The organism is Microbacterium sp. NPDC080005 (genome assembly GCF_040702445.1).
GTDB classification, from domain to species: Bacteria; Actinomycetota; Actinomycetes; order Actinomycetales; family Microbacteriaceae; genus Microbacterium; species Microbacterium oleivorans_D.
The window spans coordinates 14,908-37,006 of record NZ_JBFBLD010000002.1 but is presented as its reverse complement, the minus strand read 5'-3'; the positions used below and the strand labels follow the sequence as shown (position 1 = coordinate 37,006).

The 22,099-nt window shown below is 71.1% G+C and carries 15 protein-coding genes and 1 pseudogene; 11 read left to right on the top strand and 5 right to left on the bottom strand.

Translation table 11 applies throughout. The features are described from left to right. Nucleotides 1-17: 17 nt before the first annotated feature. A complete protein-coding gene (gene aspS, locus AB0259_RS07065; RefSeq protein WP_366222651.1) occupies nt 18-1,358 on the bottom strand; it encodes an aspartate--tRNA(Asn) ligase in 1,341 nt (446 codons plus the stop codon). 111 nt (nt 1,359-1,469) lie between these two features. Here aspS and AB0259_RS07060 point away from each other — a divergent pair, with 111 nt between their 5' ends. Genes AB0259_RS07060 through AB0259_RS07030 form a run of 7 tightly spaced genes read left to right on the top strand, consistent with a single transcriptional unit; the run spans nt 1,470 to nt 7,856 of the window. Further along, the gene (locus AB0259_RS07060) at nt 1,470-2,144 is read left to right on the top strand and encodes a DedA family protein (protein ID WP_366222653.1); all 675 of its coding nucleotides are present in this window, start codon (nt 1,470-1,472) and stop codon (nt 2,142-2,144) included. Between the two features lie 24 nt (nt 2,145-2,168). Further along, on the top strand, nt 2,169-2,798 hold the full coding sequence (locus tag AB0259_RS07055) for a histidine phosphatase family protein (RefSeq protein WP_251578570.1): 630 nt from the start codon (nt 2,169-2,171) through the stop codon (nt 2,796-2,798). After that, a complete protein-coding gene (locus tag AB0259_RS07050; RefSeq protein WP_251578571.1) occupies nt 2,795-3,394 on the top strand; it encodes a TlpA disulfide reductase family protein in 600 nt (199 codons plus the stop codon). The genes AB0259_RS07055 and AB0259_RS07050 overlap by 4 nt, the downstream gene beginning before the upstream one ends. Next, nucleotides 3,391-4,200 (top strand): cytochrome c biogenesis protein CcdA, encoded by an 810-nt coding sequence (locus tag AB0259_RS07045; protein ID WP_366222654.1) that lies wholly within the window; start codon nt 3,391-3,393, stop codon nt 4,198-4,200. The genes AB0259_RS07050 and AB0259_RS07045 overlap by 4 nt, the downstream gene beginning before the upstream one ends. Then, nucleotides 4,181-5,926 (top strand): cytochrome c biogenesis protein ResB, encoded by a 1,746-nt coding sequence (locus AB0259_RS07040; protein WP_366222655.1) that lies wholly within the window; start codon nt 4,181-4,183, stop codon nt 5,924-5,926. Before AB0259_RS07045 ends, AB0259_RS07040 begins: the two co-directional genes overlap by 20 nt. Before the next feature lie 27 nt (nt 5,927-5,953). Continuing rightward, on the top strand, nt 5,954-6,982 hold the full coding sequence (ccsB, locus tag AB0259_RS07035) for a c-type cytochrome biogenesis protein CcsB (RefSeq protein ID WP_366222657.1): 1,029 nt from the start codon (nt 5,954-5,956) through the stop codon (nt 6,980-6,982). Nucleotides 6,983-6,986: 4 nt separating this feature from the next. Continuing rightward, the gene (locus AB0259_RS07030) at nt 6,987-7,856 is read left to right on the top strand and encodes a metal-dependent hydrolase (RefSeq protein WP_366222658.1); all 870 of its coding nucleotides are present in this window, start codon (nt 6,987-6,989) and stop codon (nt 7,854-7,856) included. 36 nt (nt 7,857-7,892) lie between these two features. Here the strand turns inward: AB0259_RS07030 and AB0259_RS07025 are convergent, their stop codons facing one another. Beyond that, on the bottom strand, nt 7,893-10,196 hold the full coding sequence (locus AB0259_RS07025; RefSeq protein WP_366222660.1) for a YhgE/Pip domain-containing protein: 2,304 nt from the start codon (nt 10,194-10,196) through the stop codon (nt 7,893-7,895). Beyond that, nucleotides 10,193-13,054 carry an MMPL family transporter gene (locus AB0259_RS07020; protein WP_366222661.1) on the bottom strand — a complete coding sequence of 954 codons (2,862 nt, stop codon included), beginning with the start codon at nt 13,052-13,054 and terminating at the stop codon, nt 10,193-10,195. The genes AB0259_RS07025 and AB0259_RS07020 overlap by 4 nt, the downstream gene beginning before the upstream one ends. Nucleotides 13,055-13,160: 106 nt before the next feature. On the opposite strand from AB0259_RS07020, the gene AB0259_RS07015 reads away from it, so the two are divergent. Further along, nucleotides 13,161-13,757: a TetR/AcrR family transcriptional regulator gene (locus AB0259_RS07015; protein ID WP_251578585.1), complete on the top strand. Its 597-nt coding sequence runs from the start codon at nt 13,161-13,163 to the stop codon at nt 13,755-13,757. 3 nt (nt 13,758-13,760) lie between these two features. Here AB0259_RS07015 and AB0259_RS07010 read toward each other — a convergent pair whose 3' ends face one another. Beyond that, a complete protein-coding gene (locus AB0259_RS07010; RefSeq protein ID WP_366222662.1) occupies nt 13,761-14,747 on the bottom strand; it encodes an o-succinylbenzoate synthase in 987 nt (328 codons plus the stop codon). Between the two features lie 85 nt (nt 14,748-14,832). Between AB0259_RS07010 and metH the strand changes: the two are divergent. Next, nucleotides 14,833-18,459: pseudogene (gene metH / locus AB0259_RS07005) on the top strand (methionine synthase). Nucleotides 18,460-18,466: 7 nt separating this feature from the next. On the opposite strand, the gene AB0259_RS07000 reads toward metH, so the two are convergent. Further along, entirely contained in the window at nt 18,467-19,279 is an 813-nt protein-coding gene (locus AB0259_RS07000) for a DUF1206 domain-containing protein (protein WP_366222663.1), read from the bottom strand. 76 nt (nt 19,280-19,355) lie between these two features. On the opposite strand from AB0259_RS07000, the gene AB0259_RS06995 reads away from it, so the two are divergent. Next, the gene (locus tag AB0259_RS06995; RefSeq protein ID WP_366222664.1) at nt 19,356-20,357 is read left to right on the top strand and encodes a LacI family DNA-binding transcriptional regulator; all 1,002 of its coding nucleotides are present in this window, start codon (nt 19,356-19,358) and stop codon (nt 20,355-20,357) included. A 206-nt stretch (nt 20,358-20,563) separates the two neighbouring features. Continuing rightward, nucleotides 20,564-22,075, top strand: a complete 1,512-nt coding sequence (locus tag AB0259_RS06990) for an alpha-N-arabinofuranosidase (RefSeq protein ID WP_366222665.1) — start codon at nt 20,564-20,566, stop codon at nt 22,073-22,075. Nucleotides 22,076-22,099 lie beyond the last annotated feature (24 nt).

Sequence of the window (22,099 nt, the reverse complement as noted above, 5' to 3'; positions counted from 1 at the left end):
ACGTGCCGGGTGCCGTGTTAGGGGGCCAGGCGGGTCGGTCCGCGGAAGAGGTAGGTGACCTCGCGGATCGAGTCCTGCCCGAGCAGCAGCATCAGCACGCGGGCCAGGCCCATGCCGAAGCCGCCGTGGGGCGGCGCGCCGAAGCGGAAGAAGTCGAGGTAGAAGTCGAGGTGCTCGGGGTCGAGTCCCTTCTCCTTCGCCTGCTCGATGAGGACGTCGACCCGGTGCTCGCGCTGGGCGCCGGTCGTGATCTCCACACCGTTGAACAGCAGGTCGTACGACTTCGTGAGCCCGGTCTCCTCGTCGCGCATGTGATAGAACGCGCGGATCTCCGGGTGGTAATCGGTGATGAAGACGAACTGGTGACCGTACGTCTCCTGGACGTGCGCGGCGATCTGGCGCTCGCCCTCCGGGTCGAGGTCGCCGTCGGTGCGGGGGATCTCGTATCCGCGAGCGCCCACGATCTCGCGCGCCTCGGCGAGCGGGATGCGCGGGAACGGAAGCTCGGGGACCACGACGTCCACGTCGAAGAGGGCCTTGATCTCGTCGCCGTGCTTCTCGGCGACGGCTCGGATCGCGGTCTGCAGGAGTTCCTCCTGCATGCGCGCGACGTCCTCGTGCGAGTCGATCCAGCTGATCTCGGCGTCGATCGAGGTGAACTCGGTCGCGTGGCGCGAGGTGAAGGAGGGGTCGGCGCGGAAGGCGGGCGCGATCTCGAAGATCTTCCCGAAGCCGGCGACCTGGGCCATCTGCTTGAAGAACTGCGGGCTCTGTGCGAGGTACGCCGTCTTCTCCTCGAAGTAGGGCACCTCGAACAGCTCGGCGTTCGACTCGGAGGGCGACGCCATCAGCTTCGGCGAGTGGACCTCGATGTAGTCGCGCTCGATCCAGTAGCTGCGCATCGCGTGCTCGAGGGTGGTCTGCACGCGGAAGATGAGGTTGTTGCGGCGCTGACGCAGGTCGATGAAGCGCCAGTCCATCCGCTTGTCGAGACCGGAGTCGGCGGCGATCGGCGTCTCGGGCAGCGCGGCTGCGGCGATGTCGAGTCCGCTGATCTTGATCTCGACGCCGCCGAGCTTCACCCGCTCGTCGTGCTTGAGCTCGCCGGTGGCCGTGAGGAACGTGCCGGTGGAGAGGTTCGAGATCAGGTCGGTGAGCGCCAGAGCGGCGGCATCCTGCTCGCTCCCGTCCTCGGCCGGACGCGTCGCGGGGTTCACGAGCTGCACCGCGCCGGTCTCATCGCGGAGGATGACGAACTGCACCTTCTTCTGATCGCGGACGGTCTCGACCCATCCGGAGACCGAGACGGGGCCGTCTTCACGGGACTGCAGCTGCTGGACGAGGGTGCGTTCACTCACGAGGGACGAGTCTACGCGGCGCCCAGGAGACGCCGAGTCGGATCGGCCTAGGCTGGAGCGACACAGGGGGCCCGGCCGGGCATCCGATCACCGAGCGCGAGAGAGCACCCGATGACCGATCTGTTCTACGCCGCGTCCGGCTCCGGCGACGGGTCGTGGCTGTCCGCCCTGGCCGACTGGGTCGTGAAGCTGATGGACGTCATCGGTCCGCCCGGAGCCGCGGTGGCCGTCGGCCTCGACAACCTCTTCCCGCCGATCCCGAGCGAGGTCGTCCTGCCGCTCGCGGGTCTCGCGGCATCGCGTGGATCGTTCACCCTCGCCGAGGCGATCGGCTGGACGACCTTCGGGTCGGTCTTCGGCGCCTACATCCTCTACGTGCTCGGCCGTGTGCTCGGGGCCGACCGGCTCACCCGCGTCGCAGAGAAGATGCCCCTGATGAAGGGGGAGGACGTCACGAAGACGGTCGCCTGGTTCGAGCGACACGGCTCCGTGGCCGTCTTCTTCGGTCGGATGGTGCCCCTGTTCCGGAGCCTCATCTCGATCCCGGCCGGGGTCTCGAAGATGCACTGGTGGAAGTTCGGGCTGCTGACGACGGCAGGAAGCCTCATCTGGAACTCGATCTTCGTGCTCGCGGGCTACTTCCTCGGCGAGAACTGGCACATCGTCGAGGAGTACGCGGGGGTGTTCCAGAACATCGTCATCGTGATCGTCGTCCTCCTGGTGGCGTGGTTCCTCTCTGTCCGCATCCGCGCCGCCGTGCGTGACCGGCGCTCAGGCCCTGCATAGGAGGCCCGCACGTAGACTGGAGGGGTGCCCGCCGCCCGCCTCCATCTCGTGCGCCACGGGGAGGTCCATAACCCCGAGCGCGTGCTGTACGGACGCCTCCCCGGCTTCCATCTGAGCGATGACGGCCGTGGCATGGCCCGCGCCGCCGCGGAGCACCTCAAGGCGCAGGGGCGACCGGTGAAGTCGCTCGTCTCCTCTCCACTCGAACGCGCGCGCGAGTCCGCCGCCCCCATCGCGGAGGTCTTCGGCCTCACCCCCGTCATCGACGCCCGGGTGCTCGAGCCGACCAATGTCTTCGAAGGCAAGCGGATGCGGAGCGCTCTGCGCAACCCGCTCAACTGGTGGCACCTGCGCACCCCTGCCCTGCCGAGCTGGGGCGAGGCCTACCTCGAGGTCGTCGAGCGGATGCAGGCGGCGATGCGCGATGCGTGGAACCGCACGCCCTCGGGTGACGCGGTGATCGTCTCGCATCAGCTGCCGATCTGGATCACGCACCTCTCCGTCGCGGGGCTGCCGCTGCGACACGACCCGCGTCGTCGTCGCTGCGAACTCTCCAGCATCACGAGCTTCGAGCTCTCGGGCGACGTGTGGCGTGAGGTCGACTACGCCGAGCCGGCCGCGACCGCCGGCGCGGTGGACGTGGGGGCGGTATGAGGCGCCGCATCCTCGGTGCTCTCGCGGCCGTGACGCTCGTCGCCGGCCTCGCCGCGTGCTCGGGCCAGAACGACGATCTCGCGAACCTGTACCGCGAGGGCAACACCCAGGGCTTCATCTCGAGCGACGGGCGCGTCGAGACGATCCCCGCGGCGAAGCGCGGCGAGGCCCTCTCGTTCACCGGGACCGCCGTCGACGGCTCGACCGTCTCGAGCGCCGACTTCGCCGGTGACGTCGTCGTCCTGAACTTCTGGTACGCCGCCTGCGGCCCCTGCCGTGCCGAGGCGCCTGTCCTGGAGGAGACGTTCCAGGACACGAAGGCGGACGGCGCGCAGTTCCTCGGCGTCAACATCTACGACGGACCCGAGCAGGCGACCTCGTTCGACGAGACCTATGGGATCACCTACCCCTCGATCCTCGCCCGCGGCGACGTCGACCTGAAGCTCGCGTTCGCGGACTGGACCTCGCTCCAGGCGGCGCCGACGACACTCGTCGTGGACCGTGAGGGTCGGGTGGCCGCGCGCCTGTTCGGCCAGCTGCCGGATGCCACGACCCTCCGCGACCTCGTCGAGGACACCCTGGCGGAGAAGCAGTGAACCCCGGCGCGGTCGTCGCGGACGGGGCGCTCTGGATCGCGATCCCGATCGCGGCGCTCGCGGGTCTCGTCTCGTTCCTCTCGCCGTGCGTCCTGCCGCTCGTCCCCGGCTACCTCGGATTCCTCGGCGGCGCCATGACCCCCCGCGACGGGCGACGGATGCCGGTGGCCCGGGCTGCGCCATCCGGTGCCGGCGTCGCCACGGCGACCGCGACCCGTCCCGCCGTGGGACGCGGTCGGCTCCTGGTCGGGGTGCTGCTGTTCATCGCCGGCTTCACCGTCGTCTTCCTGTCGATGGGGGTGTTCGCCGGCAGCCTCGGACGGCTCTTCCTGCAGTACGAGGAGGTCATCACGCGCGTGCTCGGCGCCGTCGTCATCGTCATGGGGCTGGTTTTCGTGGGCGTGTTCGGCCTCGCGCAGCGCACGTACCGGCCGCAGCTCACGCAGAACCTGGGCCTGGTGGGGGCGCCCCTGCTCGGCGTCGCGATGGGTGTCGGCTGGGCGCCCTGCATCGGCCCGACCCTCGCGACGATCCTCAGCATGGCGTACAGCCAGGCCGATCCGACGCGCGCGGGTCTCCTCGCCGTCGCGTACTCGATGGGCCTCGGTGTGCCCTTCATCCTGCTCGCGGTCGGCGCGTCGTGGGCGACGCGGTCGGTCGCGTTCATCCGCCGGCACATCCGCGCCGTGAACATCATCGGCGGTGCCATGCTCGTGCTCCTCGGCGTCCTCATGGTGACGGGTCTGTGGACCTCGCTCATGGCCTCGTTCCAGGGGGTGGTGGCCGGTGTCCCGACGTTCCTCTGACCCCCGCGCGGACGTCGTCGACGGTCCGCTCCGCCCCGGCGACCACCTCGATCGCACCGAGGACCGCCTCGACACGGCAGCGCGCGAGCGCGACGAGTCGGACGGCATCGCTCAGCCGGCGCTCGGGTTCGTCGGATGGCTGCGCTGGGGCTGGCGTCAGCTGACGAGCATGCGGACGGCCCTCGTCCTGCTGCTGCTGCTCGCGATCGCCGCCATCCCGGGCTCGCTCGTCCCGCAGCGCAGCGCCGACCCGAACGGCGTCACGCAGTGGCGGGCCACCAACCCCGATCTGTACCCGACGTTCGACGCGCTCCAGCTGTTCGACGTCTACACCTCGGTGTGGTTCTCGGCGATCTACATCCTGCTGTTCATCTCGCTGATCGGCTGCGTCCTGCCGCGGACGAAGCACCACTGGAAGGCGCTGCGCGCGCGCCCGCCGCGGACCCCCGCGCGGCTGTCGCGGCTGGCCGACCACGCCGAGACCACGGTCGCGGTCCCCGAGGGGGAGGACGCCGCGGGCCACGCCGCGCATGCCGTCGACCTCGCCGAGGCGCAGCTCCGCTCGGCGCGCTACCGGGTCGAGCGCTACGACCGGAACGGCGTCGCCTCGGTCTCGGCCGAGCGCGGCTATCTGCGCGAGACGGGGAACCTGGTCTTCCACGGCGCGCTGGTCGGCGTGCTGCTGTCCGTGGGCATCGGCGGCGGCTTCACCTACACCGGCCAGACCGTCATCACCGAGGGCGACGGTTTCGTGAACTCCCTGGGTCTCGGCTACACGTCCTTCAACCCGGGCCGCTTCGTCGACACCGAGGCGCTGACGCCGTACTCCATCACCCTCGACCGGTTCGATGTGACCTACGCGCCGGGCTCGGGTCAGGCGGGCGATTTCGCCGCGCACGTGACCACCCGCTTCCCGGGCCAGGATCCCGAGGATCAGGTGATCGAGGTGAACCACCCCATCACGATGGCCGGCGACCGCGTGTACCTCATGGGCAACGGCTACGCTCCGACGATCACGGTGCGCAACGGCGCCGGTGACGTGGTGTTCAGCGAGTCCGTCCCGTTCCTGCCGCAGAGCGCGACGATGACCTCGCAGGGCGTCGTCAAGATCCCCGACACCGGCGGCGAGCAGCTCGGCATGGTCGGCTTCTTCTACCCGACGGTCGCCGAGCTCGACACGGGTGCGCTGACCTCCGCCTACGGGGATCTGCTCGACCCCCGCCTGACCTTCTTCGTCTACGAGGGCGACCTCGGCATCGACGACGGCACGCCGCGCTCGGTGTACGCCCTCGACACCGACGGCATGACCGAGATCGCGGGACGCAACGCCGACGCCCCGTCGCTCGAGCTCTCGCCGGGCCAGACGGTCGACCTGCCCGGCGGCCGCGGCACGGTGACCTTCGAGGACGAGCGGAGCGCCGGCGCCCCCGAGTCCGTCAAGCGCTACATCTCCCTGTCGATCCACAACGACTCGAGTGCGACGTGGGTGCTCGTGTTCGCGATCCTCGCCATGCTCGGGCTGTTCACGGCGTTGTTCGTGCCGCGCCGTCGCATGTGGGTGAAGGCGACTCCCGACGGCGACGAGGTGCGGATCGAGTACGCGGGCCTGGCCCGCGGCGAGGACCCCGCGATCGCCGTCGCGGTCGCCGACCTCGCCCGACGCCACGCTGACGCGCTCGGCGAGGAACCGGCATCCGCCCCGGTCAGCCCGGCGAACGTAGACTGAAACCACCCATCTCCTCCGGAGGACCCCATGTCGTTCGATGACATCTCCGTCCTGCTGTTGTGGACCGCGATCGCGGTCTACACGCTCGGCTTCCTCGCCTTCACCGTCGACCTCGCGCGCCGCTCGGAGCTCGCGATCGTCGCGCAGGACGCCAAGGCTCAGGCGCAGGCGCGCACCCTCGTCGCCGCCGGCGGGGGGCAGACGATCGACGAGATCCGCGCCGAAGAGGCGGCCGCGAAGGTCGCGCTCGAGGCCGCGCCGTCGCAGCGCGGGCGGTTCCTGTTCGCCCGACTCGGCGTCGTGCTGACGTCGATCGCGTGGCTGTTCCACCTCGGTGCCGACGTCACCCGCGGCATCGCCGCCGGCCGGGTGCCCTGGTCGAACAACTACGAGTTCGCGCTCACCGGCACCCTCCTCGTCGTCGCCGTCTTCCTGGGCGTGCTCGTGAAGTACGACCTGCGCTTCCTCGGTGCGTTCATCAACGGCCTCATCGTCGTCCTTCTCGGCGGCGCCGCGCTCGCGTACTACGTCGAGGTCGTGCCGCTGTCCGACCCGCTCAAGAGCGTCTGGCTGGTCATCCACGTCTTCGTCGCCTCGCTCGCCTCGGCGTTCCTGGCGATCGCCTTCGCCCTCTCGGTCGTGCAGCTCCTCCAGTCGCGCCGCGAGCGGCTCGCGCTGGCCGCGGTGGGGACGGATGCCGCGCCGCGCACCCGACTGCCGTTCCTGCGGACCCTCCCGAGCGCCGACGTGCTCGAGTCGCTCGCCTACCGGTTCGCCATCATCGGCTTCGTCCTGTGGACCTTCACGCTGATCGCCGGCGCCATCTGGGCCAACGATGCGTGGGGCCGCTACTGGGGCTTCGACACGAAGGAGGTTTGGACCTTCGTGATCTGGGTCGTGTACGCCGGCTACATCCACGCCCGCGCGACGCGCGGCTGGCGCGGCACGCGATCGGCCTGGCTGTCGATCGTCGGCTTCACGGCGGTGCTGTTCAACTTCACGATCGTGAACCAGTTCTTCCAGGGCCTGCACTCGTACAGCGGCCTGCCCAGCTGATCGCGTGACCGAACTCGCCCCGACCGTCGTCACCTACCCCGACGGTGCGCTCACCGGTTCGTCCACGGTCACCCACGTCACCGTCCTCGGGGACGGGCGGACAGGGGTCGTGCTCGAGACCACCCCCTTCCACCCAGTCGACACGGCGTGGCCCGACCAGCCCGCCGACACCGGCCTCCTGCGGACGCCCGACGGAGATGTGCGCGTCGCAACCGTCGTCACCGGGGGAGTGCACGAGGGCGATCTCGTCGTCGGAGACGATCTGCCCGTCCGCGGGGGAACGGAGGGCTGGACCTTCGTCGTCGTCCATGTCCTGGACGGCGCCGCGCCGAAGGTCGGAACCGCCGTGGACGCGCACGTCGACGGACGGCTGCGCGCCGCGCTGTCGGCCGGGCACACGGCGTGCCACCTCGCCTCGCTCGCGCTCGACGCGGCTCTCGCGGGCGCCTGGAAGAAGGACGTGCCGACGGATGCCGCGGGTCACCCCGCGTTCGACATGCTGGCGATCCGGACCTCCCGCATCGCAGAGTACGGTTCGACCGACGTGTATCGCATCGGCAAGTCGCTGCGGCGGAAGGGCTTCGACCCCGCCGCGCTCGACGACCTGCGCGCCGTCGAAGCGCGTGCGAATGCCGTGCTCGCCGGCTGGGCGGGGGCACCCGGCGCGATCGGCATCCACCGCGAGGACCGCACCCTCGCCGGGCGTCGCACCTGGCGTTGCGAGCTCCCCGACGGGACCGTCGAGCTGCCCTGCGGCGGCACCCATCTCACCTCGCTCGCGGAGATCGAGGCGATCACCGTCGCACTCGAGGCGGTCGAGGTGCCCGGCGGTGTCGAGCTGACGATGACCACCGTCATCCGCGTCGCGCGCTGACCCGCGCCGGCATTCCCGGCGCGGGTCGCGGGCGGGTCAGGCGGGCTGCGCGAGCACCGCGCGGGCCGATGTGGAGCGGTGTCGCGCGACCGCCAGGATGCTCGCCGCGACGGCGAGCACCGCCCAGATGACGAGGGTGATCGCGGCGGGGGCGCCGCCCCCGGCATCCGTCAGCGACGCCAGCATCGCGGTGTAGGCCGGGGCCGTCGGCAGGAGTCCCGCGATGTCGAGGAGCGTGCCGGGAACGGTCGAGACGATGCCCGTCGCGACCGCGAGGACGCCCACGAGCACCGAGATCCAGCGCCCGATGCCGCCGAACAGGGCGACGAGCGCGTGGTTCACCGCCGCGAAGGTGACGCCGGCGAGAACGCACATCGCCGCGAAGAGCGCCCATGCGCCCAGGTCGTAGCCGGCGGCGAGCTGGACGACGACCGCGACGAGCGCACCCTGCAGCGCGCCGACCGCGGCGCCCGGGGCCAGTGCGCGCAGCGCGAGGCCCGCGGACGAGCGCCGGGACGAGAGCGCTGTGCGCGGAATCGCCTGCAGCACCACGAACGACGCGAGTCCGCCGAACCAGAGCGCGAGGGTCGCCAGGAGCGGCACGGCGGATGCCCCGAACAGCGACGTGCCGGTGCCGTCGGCGACCACGGGGTCGGCGACGACGGCCGCGAGGTCCTTCGCCTGCGAGTCGGTGTAGGTCGGCAGTCCGTCGACGGCCTGCCCGAGCCCGCTCGCGAGGTCGCCGGTCCCGTCGGCCAGCTTGCCGACGCCCGTCGACAGGTCGCCGGCACCGGTCGACAATGCGCCCACGCCGTTGGCGAGCTGGTCGGTGCCGTCGGCGGCCGTACCGGCGCCGGTGGCGAGTGCCTGAGCTCCCGTCGAGAGCTGCCCGGCACCCGACGCGAGCTGGTCCGCGCCGTCGGCGAGCTGATCGGCACCGCCCGCGAGCCGGCGCACGCCCGTCGCGGCTTGTCCGGCACCGTCCGCGAGACCTGCGGCGCCCGTGGACAGCTGACCCGCCCCACCGGCGAGCTGGTCGGCGCCGTCGGCGAGCTGGTCCATACCGGTCGCGAGCTGCTGCGCAGCCGCGGCGGAGGTCTGCAGTCCCTGCGTCAGGGTGGGGCCGAAGTTCGCGAGCGTGTCGATGTCCTCCGAGAGCTGCTCCGCGTCGCCGACGGTGTCCTGCAGGCCGGGGAGGGCGGCGGTGGCTTGCGCCGCAACATCCGTCAGTGAATCGCACAGCTCCGCGCCCGCGACCTCCGGGTCGCAGGCCGCCGCGGCCGCGGAGATCGCCTGCACAGCCGCGGTCACCGCCTCGCGGTTCTGCGCGCCGTCGGAGGTGAGCGCCTTGATCCCGTCGACGACGTCGCTCGGGATGGCGGGGATGGCGGCCGTCTGCTGCGCGGCCTGCGCCAGGCCGTCGGCGAGCTCCTGCGTGCCGTCGGCGATCGGACGGGCGCCCGCCGCCCACTCGTCGAGTCCCTGGGAGGTCTGTGCGGCACCCCCGGCGAGCTGATCCGCGCCGTCCGCGAGCTGGTCGATGCCGTCCGCCGCCGTGCCCGCCCCGTCGGCGAGGCCCCGTGCGCCGTCGGCGATGCCGCTCGCACCGGTGGCGAGCGACCCCGCTCCGGAGGCGATGCCCGAGGCGCCCGACTGCAGCTGCCGCACGCCGTCGGCGAGCGAGTACCCGCCGTCCGCGGCGGTCGACGCGCCGTCGGCCAGCTGCGCGGCGCCGTCGGCTGCGCTGGTCGCGCCGTCCGCGAGCTGGGTCGCGCCGTCCGCGGCCTCGCCCAGCTGTTCGTTCAGGGTGGTGAACCCGAGGAACACGTTCTCGAGGTAGGTCGTCGTGAGCTGCTCACCGAGGACGGATGCCGCGGTGGAGGTCACCTGGTTGGTGATGGCGTCGTCGACGATGCGCGCGTCGGGGGAGGGGGTCAGCTCGATGGTCGCGCGTTCCGGGGTGCCACCGGGGGCGGTCGAGGTGGCCGCAGCCGAGAAGTTCTTCGGGATGGTGACGATCGCGTCGTAGGTGCCGTCCTCGAGGCCCTGCGTGGCGTCCTCCGTGTTGGAGATGGTCCACGTCAGGTTGCTGTCGAGGTCGTCCGAGCCCTCGACCAGCCCGGCCGTGAGGAGGCGGCCGAGCGGCGTCGTCTGACCGTTGACCTCCACCGGCTCGTCGTTGTTCACGATCGCGGTGTTCATCGCGTCGAGCCGTTCGGTCGGGTTGTAGAGCGCCGCCACGAGGATGCCGCCGATCACGGCCGGCAGCAGGAGCACGCCGAGGAGCGTGAGCCAGGAGACGGGTCGTCGGGTCTGTGCGCGTTCGATGGGGAGAGTCATGAGGGGATCACCTGGGTGTCGGCGTCGGTCGTGCGGGGAGCAGGGACGGTGAGTCGCAGCGTCTCGGGTCTCGGCCGATACGCGTCCGCGAGCAGGCCGCGAGCCGCGTCGAGATCGCGCGCCGACGCGACGACCGTCAGCTCGCCCGCCTTCGCGGCGACCGCGTTCGCGGCGTCGCGCAGGAGGGCTGCCGCCTGGTCGCGGGACGCTCCGGTCAGGGTGTCGAGCCCCGCGATCACGATGAAGCGTGTGCGGCCGGCGAGGGCGCGCCGCAACTCGGTCAGGGGGGCGTCGGCACCCGCGAGCTCGGCGATCGACACGTGGGCGCGGACCCAGGCGGCGCGACCGGGCAGCAGGTGACCCGACACCCGCAGGAGTCCGTCGGTGGGCTCGATCCGACCGGCGACGGTCAGCAGGAACGCACGCGAGACGTGCGGATCGTCGGCCGTCACGAGGAGCGTGCCGCCCTCGGCGAGACGGACGCTCGCACCCGAGAAGAGCACCACGTCGCCGTCGGCGGTCTCGGCGCGGACCTCGAGGTCGTCGGCCGCCAGCGCGCCGCGGTAATCGGGTTCCGGCCAGTCGGCGTGGCTGCGTTCGTGCTCGACGGCCTCGCCCTCGATGTCGACCTTCGGGAGCAGGCGTTCGAGCCACCGCGGCATCCACCACGCCTTGTCGCCCAGCAGGGCCATCACCGCCGGGGTGAGCGTCATGCGGACGAGGAACGCGTCGACGGCGATGCCCACGGCGAGGCCGAGAGCGATGGGTTTGATGGAGCTGTCGCCTTCGGGGACGAACGCGGCGAAGACGGCGAACATGATGACCGCCGCAGCGACGACGACACGGGCCGAGGCGGTGAAGCCGCTCCGGACCGCGGCGACGGCGGTCTCGCGGTCCGACCGCCCGGCGCGGGCGCGCACGGCGTGGACGAAGTCCTCGCGCATACGCGAGACGAGGAAGACCTCGTAGTCCATGGCCAGGCCGAAGAGCACGCCCATGAGGATGATCGGCATGAAGCTGATGACGGGGCCCGTGCGCGTGACGTGGAGGAGGTCGGCGAGCCAGCCCCACTCGAACACGGCGGCGACCGCGCCGAAGGCGGCGAGGATCGACAACAGGTAGCCGAGGGTCGCCTTGAGCGGCACCCAGATGGACCGGAAGACGATCATCAGGAGGACGAAGGAGAGGCCGACGACGAAGATCCCGAAGGGGAGCAGGGCCGCGCCCAGCCGGTCGGAGACGTCGATGCCGACGGCGGTGTAGCCGGTCACCTTGAGGTCGACGCCGTACTCGTCCTCCCACTCGTCGTGATGAGACCGCAGCTCGCGCACGAGGTCCGCGGTCGCGGGGTCGTCGGGAGCCGTCGTCGGAACGATCTGGATGAGGCCGGTGTCGGCGGTCTCGTTCGGCGTCGCGAGCGCGACCCGCTCGACGCCGGGGATCGCCTCGACCTCTTCCTTGAGGTCCGCCATGAGGCCGAGCGGATCGGTGGAGGTGACGATCGTCCCGGTCATGACGAGCGGGCCGTTCGACCCCGCGCCGAAGTACTCGGCGTTCAGGTCGTAAGCCTGGCGCGCCTGGCTCGAGGGGGGCTGGACGCCCGCGTTCGGCAGGGCGAGGTGCAGGCTCGCGGACGGGATCGCCATGACCCCGAGGCCGACGATGACGGCGACGGTGGCGATGACCGGATGCCGCGTGACGAGCATGACCCAGCGGTTCGGCCGCAGGGCCGTCGGCGCGGCAGGCGCGGCCTCCGCGGTGCTCTCGCTCTCGTCGTCGGCGGCATCCGCCGTGCGACGGCGGGTCGGGACGCCGCGCTGCAGCATCCGTCCGCCCCAGCCGACCACGCGACCCTTCGCGAACCCGAGGAGGGCGGGCGTCAGGCTGACCGCGACCGCGACGGCCACGGCGACCGCGACAGCGGCGGCGATGCCCATCGTGGACAGGAACGGGATGTTCGCGATGCTGAGGCCCACGAGCGCGATCATGACGGTGACGCCGGCGAAGAGAACGGCGGAGCCCGCGGTGCCCACGGCGCGGGCGGCGGACTCCTCGGGATCCATGCCCGCACGCACCTGATCCTGGTGTCTCGACACGATGAACAGCGCGTAGTCGATGCCGACGGCGAGGCCGAGCATCACCGCCAGCATCGGCGTCGTGGACGAGATCGACGCGACGGCGGTCGAGAGGAAGATGAGGGCGATCGCGAGGGCCACGCCGATCAGCGCGCTGACGAGCGGGAACCAGGCGACGGCGAACGAGCGGAACGTCACGATGAGGACGAACAGCGCGACGAGCACGCCGATCACCTCGACGATCGACAGGGCGGGGATCGACGCCGCGAACAGGTCGCCGCCGAGCGCCGACTGCGCCCCGGCGGGCAGCTGGTCGTGGAAGTCGGCTGCGGCCTTCTCGACCGCTGCGATCGTCGCGTCGGACACCTCCGTCGACTGACCGTCGAACTGCATCTGGATGAGGGCCGCGCGTTCGTCGTCGGAGACCAGACCCTCGACCATCTCGTCGAACGGCGAGGTGGCCGAGGTGACGCCGTCGATGTCTCCGAGTGCCTTCACGACGTCATCGATCTCGCCCCGGAGCGGCTGATCCTCGACGGTCCCGCCCTCCGGCGCGACGACGATGAGCTGCGCGCTCGCCCCGCTGGCCTGCGGGAAGGTGCGATTCAGCAGCTCGATGCCCTGCTGCGCCTCGGTGCCGGGGATCCCGAACGAGTTGTCCGTGCTCTTGGCGAAGAGGGCGACGCCGCCGCCGACGATGCCGAGCAGGACGATCCAGGCGATGAGCACGCGCCACGAGTGGCGGTAGGCCCATCGGCCGAGTGTGAAGAGGATGGTGGACACGGGCGCTCCTGGTCAGAGTCGGACGGGTTCGATACAGCGCTGTATCCGATACACATGTGTATCGTAGACCCGCACGAGGGTGCCGAGTCTGAGGGGTGGGTGTGAGATGGCGCGCAGTCGCGAGAACACGCGGGCACGCCTGCTCGAGGCCGCGCACGAGGTCTTCGCCGAGGTCGGCCTCGACGCCGCCTCCGTCGAGGCGATCTGCGAGCGCGCCGGATTCACGCGCGGCGCGTTCTACTCGAACTTCGAGTCCAAGGACGAGCTCTTCCTCGCCCTCATCCGTCAGCTGTCGGAGGACAAGCTCGACGAGGTGTCCGTGCGGGTGAAAGGGCTCTCGGGAACCGACAGTCCGGTCGATCTCGTCCGGCAGGTCGCCGACATGTCGCTCGCGGAGCGGATGGAGCCGCAGCTTCTCAGTGAGGTCCGCACGCAGGCGCTCCGCGACCCGCGGCTGGCGGAGGCGTTCCTGGCGTGGCGGGCGCAGATGCTGGGGCGTATCGAGACGATCGTCCGCGACGTGAGCGACCTCCACTCCCTGCCGCTGCGGATGCCGGTGGCCGACGCGGCCGCGCTGCTGCTGGACGTGTCGGAGCAGTGCAGCGTGCAGGCGGCTCTGGAGCGGCTCTCGGAGCGGCAGGCGAACCGCGCGATGCAGTCCCGTCTGGAGCAGCTCGTGCCGCTCCTCGTCGGCGAGCCCTGAGCGTCAGCCCGCTGAGAGGAGCGCGTGGCAGCGCTCGAGGCGCGCGAGCCACCAGTCCCGCCGTTCCGGCGCCGCGGCGTGGGTCTCGAGCAGCGCCGTGTCGGGGGCGATTCGCCCCACCGGGAGCTCGCCGGAGCGTGGTCGAAGCGACTCCGCCGTGACATCGGCCGCGAGCAGCGACGCCGTCCCCAGCCCGCAGTCGAACGCGAGGTCGGGCAGAGCCGCGGCGAGGGCGGTGCCCATCGCGAGGCCGACGGAGGTGTCGAGCGCGCTCGAGACGACGGCGGGCAGTCCCGCCTCGGCCACGACCGCGAGTGCGCGCCGCACGCCGCCGAGCGGCTGCACCTTGACGACGAGCAGGTCGGCCGCGCCAGCGCGGGCGACGGCGACGGGGTCCTCGGCCTTCCGGACGCTCTCGTCGGCGGCGACGGGGATGTCCATGTAGCGGATGCGGGTGCGCAGCTCCGCGAGCTCGGGCACCGTGGCGCACGGCTGTTCGACGTACTCGAGGTCGAACTCCGCCAGAGCGTGGACGGCGTGCTCGGCCTCGTCGACGTTCCAGGCGCCGTTCGCGTCGACGCGGATGCGGCCCTCCGGACCCATCGCCGCGCGGACCGCCCTCACGCGGGCGACGTCGTCGGCGAGGGTCTGCCCGGGTTCGGCGACCTTGACCTTCGCGGTGCGGCATCCGTCGAAGCGGGCGAGGACGTCGGGGACGGATGCCGCGGCCACCGCCGGCACCGTCGCGTTCACCGGTATCGCCTCGCGCACGGGGGCGGGCGTGCCCTCCCACCCGTACTCGATCGCGGCGGCGAGCCAGGCAGCGGCCTCGGCGTCGTCGTACTCGGTGAAAGGTGAGAACTCCGCCCACCCCTCGGGGCCCTCGAGCAGCATGGCCTCGCGGACGAGGATGCCGCGGAACCGGGTGTGCAGCGGAAGGGAGACCACCCGCGCGCTCGCGCGCAGGTCGGTCAGCGAGGGCAGGTGCATGCCCCCATCCTGGCCCGCCACGGCGCGTGACGCCCGCGGTCGGCGGGCGGGTCCGCGACGACGCCCCGGAAGTAGACTCGCGCGGGTGAGCAGCACCCTCGCCCTCCGCTTCCCCCTCGACGTCGAATCCGTCCCCCGCACGGCGCGAGCGCAGGCGCTCCTGGACGCGCTCGCCGAACGGGTCGTGATCGCCGACGGCGCGATGGGCACCATGCTGCAGCGCCACGACCCCACGCTCGAGGACTACCAGCAGCTCGAGGGGTGCAACGAGATCCTCAACGTCTCGCGGCCCGACATGATCGCCGCCATCCACGACGAGTACCTCGCCACGGGGATCGACGCGATCGAGACGAACACCTTCGGGGCGAACTGGTCGAACCTGTCGGACTACGGCATCGACGACCGCATCCACGAACTCGCCGCCGCCGGCGCCCGCATCGCCCGGGAGCGCGTCGAGGCCGCCGAGGCCGCCGACGGCCGCATCCGCTGGGTGCTCGGTTCCCTGGGGCCAGGCACGAAGCTCCCGAGCCTCGGGCACACCACCTACGAGCACCTCAAGGAGACCTTCGCCCTGCAGGCCGAGGGCCTCATCGACGGCGGCGCGGACGCCCTCCTCATCGAGACCTCCCAGGACCTGCTGCAGACCAAGGCCGCCGTCAACGGATGCAAGCAGGCGATCGTGCACCGCGGCATCCGTCTGCCGATCTTCGTCGAGGTGACCGTCGAGACGACGGGGACGATGCTCATGGGGTCCGAGATCGGTGCGGCGCTGACCGCCCTCGAGCCGCTCGGCGTCGACGCGATCGGCTTGAACTGCGCGACCGGCCCCACCGAGATGAGCGAGCACCTGCGCCACCTCTCGAAGCACGCGACGGTGCCGGTCGTCTGCATGCCGAACGCCGGTCTGCCGGTGCTCACGGCCGCCGGTGCGCACTACCCGCTGACGCCCGACGAGCTCGCGACCGCGCACGAGCAGTTCGTGCGCGAGTTCGGACTGGGCCTCGTCGGCGGATGCTGCGGCACGACCCCGGAGCACATGTCGGCCGTCGTCGAGCGGCTCCGCCCGGTCGCCGCACCGGCTCCGCGCTCGCCGATGATCGAGCCGGGGGTCGCCTCGCTCTACCAGCACGTGCCGTTCGACCAGGACACGGCGTACCTCGCCATCGGGGAGCGCACCAACGCGAACGGGTCGAAGGCGTTCCGCGAGGCGATGCTGGACGGGCGCTGGGACGACTGCGTCGAGATCGCGCGGAACCAGATCCGCGTCGGCGCGCACCTGCTCGACGTGTGCGTCGACTACGTCGGTCGCGACGGGGTCGCCGACGTGCGCGAGATCGTGTCGCGGTTCGCCTCGGCATCCACTCTCCCGCTCGTCATCGACTCCACCGAACCCGCCGTCCTGCAGGCGGGCCTCGAGCTCATCGGCGGGCGCCCCGTCGTGAACTCGGTCAACTACGAGGACGGCGACGGCCCTACGAGCCGGTTCGGCCGCATCATGCCGTTGGTCAAGGAGCACGGCAGCGCCGTCATCGCGCTCACGATCGACGAGCAGGGCCAGGCGCGCACCGCCGCCGACAAACTGCGGATCGCCTCACGGCTGGTCGACGAACTCGTCGGGGTATGGGGGATGCGGGTCTCGGACATCGTGGTCGACTGTCTCACCTTCCCGATCGCGACCGGGCAGGAGGAGACCCGCCGCGACGCGATCGAGACGATCGAGGCGATCCGCGGCCTCGTCGCGAAATACCCGGGGATCAACACGACCCTGGGCGTCTCGAACGTCTCGTTCGGTCTGAACCCCGCGGCCCGGTCGGTCCTGAACTCCGTCTTCCTGCACGAGGCGACGCAGGCCGGGCTCACATCGGCGATCGTCGACGCGGCCAAGATCGTGCCGCTCGCCTCGATCCCCGAGGAGCAGCGGAAAGTCGCGCTAGACCTGGTGTAGGACCGGCGCGAGACGGATGCCGAGGGGAACGTGACCTACGATCCGCTCGCCGTCATGCTCGACATGTTCGCGGGTGTCGACACCGCAGCGCTCCGCGATCAGCGCGCTGCAGAGCTCGCCGCGCTGCCCGTGGGGGAGCGGCTGGAGCGTCGCATCATCGACGGCGAGCTGAAGGGCCTCGAGGCCGACCTCGACCTCGCGCGCGAGAACGGCGTCGCCCCGCTCGACATCATCAACGACCATCTGCTCGAAGGCATGAAGGTCGTCGGCGAGCGGTTCGGTGCGGGCCAGATGCAGCTGCCGTTCGTGCTGCAGTCCGCCGAGGTCATGAAGACGGCGGTCGCGCTCCTCGAACCCCACATGGAGCGCACCGGCGCGTCGGGCAAGGGCACGATCGTCCTCGCGACCGTCCGCGGCGACGTCCACGACATCGGCAAGAACCTCGTCGACATCATCCTGACGAACAACGGCTACACCGTCGTGAACCTCGGCATCAAGCAGCCCATCGCCGACATCATCGCGGCCGCCGAAGAGAACGACGCCGATGTCATCGGCATGAGCGGTCTGCTCGTGAAGTCCACCGTCGTCATGAAGGAGAACCTGGAGGAGTTCGCCTCCCGCGGCCTCGCGGGCCGCTGGCCCGTGATCCTCGGCGGTGCGGCCCTCACCCGTGCGTACGTCGAAGACGATCTCGCGGGGATCTTCCCCGGCGAGGTCCGATACGCGAAGGACGCCTTCGAGGGCCTGGCGCTCATGGAGCCCCTCGTGAAGATCGCGCGCGGGGCGGACCCGGGATCGGTCGGTCTCCCTGCGCTGAAGAAGCGCATCCACTCCGCGGGGTCCAAGCTCACCCTGACCGAGCCCGAAGCGATGCCCGGGCGGTCGGACGTGGCATCCGACAACCCTGTTCCCGCGCCGCCCTTCTGGGGCACCCGGATCGTCCGCGGCGTCGCGCTCGCAGACTACGCCGCCTTCCTCGACGAGCGCGCGACGTTCATGGGGCAGTGGGGCCTCAAGCCCGGCCGCGGCGAGGACGGTCTCAGCTACGAGCAGCTCGTCGAGACCGAGGGGCGCCCGCGGCTGCGGTACTGGCTCGACCGCATCCTCGCAGAAGGCATGCTCGACGCGTCCGTCGCCTACGGCTACTTCCCGGTCGTGAGCGAGGGCGACGACGTCGTGGTGCTTCATCACGGGGCGGATGCCGCCGGGCGCCTCGGCGTGCCGGGGCTGCTCGCGCCCGACGGCGGTTCCGGGGGCGAGGTCGGCGCCGAGCGGCTGCGGTTCTCGTTCCCGCGGCAGCGACGCGACCGCCACCTGTGCCTCGCCGACTTCGTGCGTTCACGCGAGTCGGGGCAGGTGGACGTGCTTCCCGTGCAGCTCGTGACGGCCGGCGCGCGCATCGACCAGGTCACCGCGAAGCTGTTCGCCGAGAACCGGTACCGGGACTACTACGAGCTCAACGGTCTCGTGATGCAGCTGACCGAGGCGCTCGCCGAGTTCTGGCACGCCCGCGTCCGCGCCGAGCTCGGTTTCGCGGGCGAGGACCCGACCGACACTACGGGGCTGTTCAAGCTCGAGTACCGGGGCGCCCGGTTCTCGCTCGGCTACCCGGCGTGCCCCGACATGGAGGACCGCAGAAAAGTCGTGGAGCTGCTGCGGCCGGAGCGGATGGGGGTCGAGCTCAGCGACGAGCTGCAGCTGCACCCCGAGCAGTCGACGGATGCTTTCGTCTTCCACCACCCCGAAGCGAAGTACTTCTCGGTGTGAGGACCGCTCAGAGCCGCGTGTAGCGCGCCCGGAAGAAGGCGTAGACGCCGTAGGCGATCCACCCCGCGCCGACGAGGGTGAGCAGGATCTTGCCGGCGGGGAGGCCCGCGATCGTGCGCAGGGCACCGTCGAGTCCGCTGGACTTCTCCGGGTCGTTCGTCGCCGCGGCGATGAGGAAGAGGACGCCCACACCCGCCATCGCCACGCCGCGCGCGATGTAGCCGACCGTGCCGAGGAGGCGCACGCCGCGGGCGGCGGTCCCACTCGGCATGCTGAGGTCGCGCTCGAACCGACGCGTGACGCCCTTGAACACGAGATATCCCGCGATGGCGATCAGCACGATCCCGACGGCCACGACGAGGAAGACCCCGCCCGGGGTCGAGAGGAGCCCGGCGGTGAGCGAGGTCGTCGACCCGGACGAGCTCGAGGACCCGCCCGCGGCGAAGGTGCCGGCGGTGACGGCGATCGCCAGATAGACGACACCCTTCGCGCCGTTCTTGACGATGTGCGCGACCCTGTCCTTGCCGGACTCCGCGCTGCGGTCGAGGACGGCGCTCAGCAGGTGCCACACTCCGAGCGCTGCGAGCCCGACCGTGACCGCCCACAGCAGGAAGACGCCGCCGGGTGCTGCCGCGAGCTGGGCGAGTGCGCCGGACTGGTCGGCCTCCTGCCCGCCGCCGCCACCGACGGCGATCGAGATCGCGATGACACCGATGAGGATGTGGACGAGACCGCTCGCGGCGAACCCCGCCCGTGCGAGGACGTGGACCGCCCGGCTGTTCTTCGCATCGTGAGCGGCGCTCTTGGCTGTGGAGGTCATGGCGTCAGCCTAGGGACGGTGCCCGGTGGGGACGTGGGGGTTGCGCTCCGCTGTACAGTGACGCGCGGGAGGGTCGATGACACCGACGGTGCACGATGTCGCGCGGCTGGCCGGCGTCTCGATCAAGACGGTGTCGAACGTCATCAACGGCCACCCTCATGTGCGGGCGTCGACGCGGCAGAAGGTGCAGCAGGCGATCGCGGAGCTCGGGTACACCCCGAACCTGACGGCGCGGAACCTGCGCAACGGGCGGACCGGGGTGATTGCGCTCGCCGTGCCGGATCTGTCGTTCAGCTACTTCGCCGAGCTTGCCGGGATGGTCATCGCCCGCGCCGAGGAGCGCGGCGTCGTCGTGCTGGTCGAGCAGACCGGCGGGGAACGCGAGCGGGAACGCGAGTTGCTGCGGAGCCCGCGACTCGGGCTGACCGACGGGCTCATCCTCAGTCCGCTCGGCCTGCAGGCCTCGGATCTCGCCGACCGCCCGCGGGCCTATCCCGCGGTGCTGCTGGGCGAGCGGGTGTACGACGCCGCCATCGATCACGTGACCATGCGCAACGCCGAGGCGGCGCAGGCGGCGACGGCGCACCTGCTGGCCGCGGGCCGCCGGCGCATCGCCGTCCTCGGCGCGCACGATGACGACGGCGCCGCCGGGCTGCGTCTCCGGGGATATCGGGCCGCACTCGCCGACGCCGGCATCGCCCTCGATCCCGAGCTCGTCGTCGAGACCCGGTTCTGGGACCGTGCGGGCGGCGCGGACGCGGTCCGGGGCCTCCTCGCTCGGGGAACGGGATTCGACGCCGTGTTCGGGTTGAACGACACCCTCGCGCTCGGGGCGATCCGCGCGCTGCAGGAGGCCGGACGCCGCGTCCCCGACGAGGTGGCCGTCGTCGGCTTCGACGACCTCGACGAGGCGGAGTATGCGATCCCGTCCCTCACGACGATCGATCCGGGCCGCCGGTGGATCGCGCAGACCGCGGTCGACACTCTCCTCGCCCGGGTGGCGGATGCCGCCGGCCCTGCGGGTGTGGTGTCGGCGCCGTTCGAGCTGCGGGTGCGGGAGTCCGCGCCGGCGCACTGACCTGCGGCATCCGCTCGGCGGTCTGCCCGCGGCATCCGCTCGTGCCGTGTTCGCGGATGCAACGGATCCCGCGGGGCACGCCGCGTTCGCGCCCGCCTCGACGGCGTGCCGTCGCGGATCCATTGCGTCCGCTGACGCTTGACGCCCGGCATCCGCGCCGCCATCATGAATTACAACGTTTACCGGTTTGACCAAGAAAGCCCTACATGACCTCCGCACGCCTCATCGTCGACGCCGCAGCCCCCATCGGCGAGGTCCGCCGCAAGATCTTCGGCGGCTTCGTCGAGCACCTCGGCCGGCACATCTACGACGGCATCTTCGAGCCCGGTCACGAGACGGCGGATGCCGAGGGGTTCCGCACCGACGTGATCGACCTCGTCAAGGAGCTCGGGGTCGACACGATCCGCTACCCCGGCGGCAACTTCGTGTCGGGCTTCCGCTGGGAGGACTCGGTCGGGCCCGTCGCCGAGCGCCCGCGTCGCCTCGACCTGGCGTGGCACTCCACCGAGACGAACGAGGTCGGCCTGCACGAGTTCTCGTCGTGGCTCGACAAGGTCGGCAGCGACCTGATGATGGCAGTGAACCTCGGCACGCGCGGCACGCTCGAGGCGATCGACCTGCTCGAGTACTGCAACATCCGGTCGGGGACGACGCTCAGCGACCAGCGCGTCGCGAACGGCGCGACGGAGCCTTTCGACGTGCGCATGTGGTGTCTCGGCAACGAGATGGACGGACCATGGCAGCTCGGCCACCGCTCGGCGGAGGACTACGGCAAGCTCGCATCCCGCACGGCGAAGGGGATGCGCCAGCTCGACCCGTCGATCCAGCTCGTCGTGTGCGGTTCGTCCGGCGCGACGATGCCGACCTTCGGCGAGTGGGAGCGGGTCGTCCTCACCCACACCTACGACGACGTCGACCTCATCTCGTGTCACGCGTACTACGAGGAGAAGGACGGCGACATCGACAGCTTCCTCGCCTCGGCGGTCGACATGGACCGCTTCATCGAGACGGTCGTCGCGACCGCCGACCATGTCGCCGCCGTCAAGCGGTCCACCAAGAAGATCGACATCTCGTTCGACGAGTGGAACGTCTGGTACCTGTCGCGGTGGGAGAACGTCGAGAAGATCGACGGCATCGACAACTGGCCGGTCGCGCCTCGTCTGCTCGAGGACGTGTACTCGGTGGTGGATGCCGTGGTCTTCGGCAGCCTCATGATCTCGCTGCTCAAGCACGCCGACCGGGTCGCGAGCGCCTCGCTCGCGCAGCTCGTGAACGTCATCGCGCCGATCATGACCGAGCCGGGCGGGCCGGCATGGCGCCAGACGACGTTCTTCCCGTTCTCGATCACCTCGCGCCTCGCGCAGGGGAACGCGATGCGAGTGCTCGTCGACGCGCCGTCGTACGAGACGGCCGTCTTCGGCGAGGTCCCGCTCGTCGACGCCGTCGCCACGCGTGACGCCGCGACCGGCCGCAGCGCGGTCTTCCTCGTCAACCGCAGCACGACCGATGCGATCGAGATCACGGTCGACGTGTCGGGCCTGGGCGCCACCTCGATCGCCGAGACGCACACGCTCTCGGACGACGACGTCTACGCGAAGAACACGCTCGCCGACCGGGAGCGCGTCGCGCCGCGAGCGAACGAGTCCGCTGTGCTCGACGGCGACACGTTGACGATCACGCTGCCGCCGGTGTCGTGGACGGCGGTCGCGCTGAGCTGAGACGGATGGGTCGCCGTACGGTGG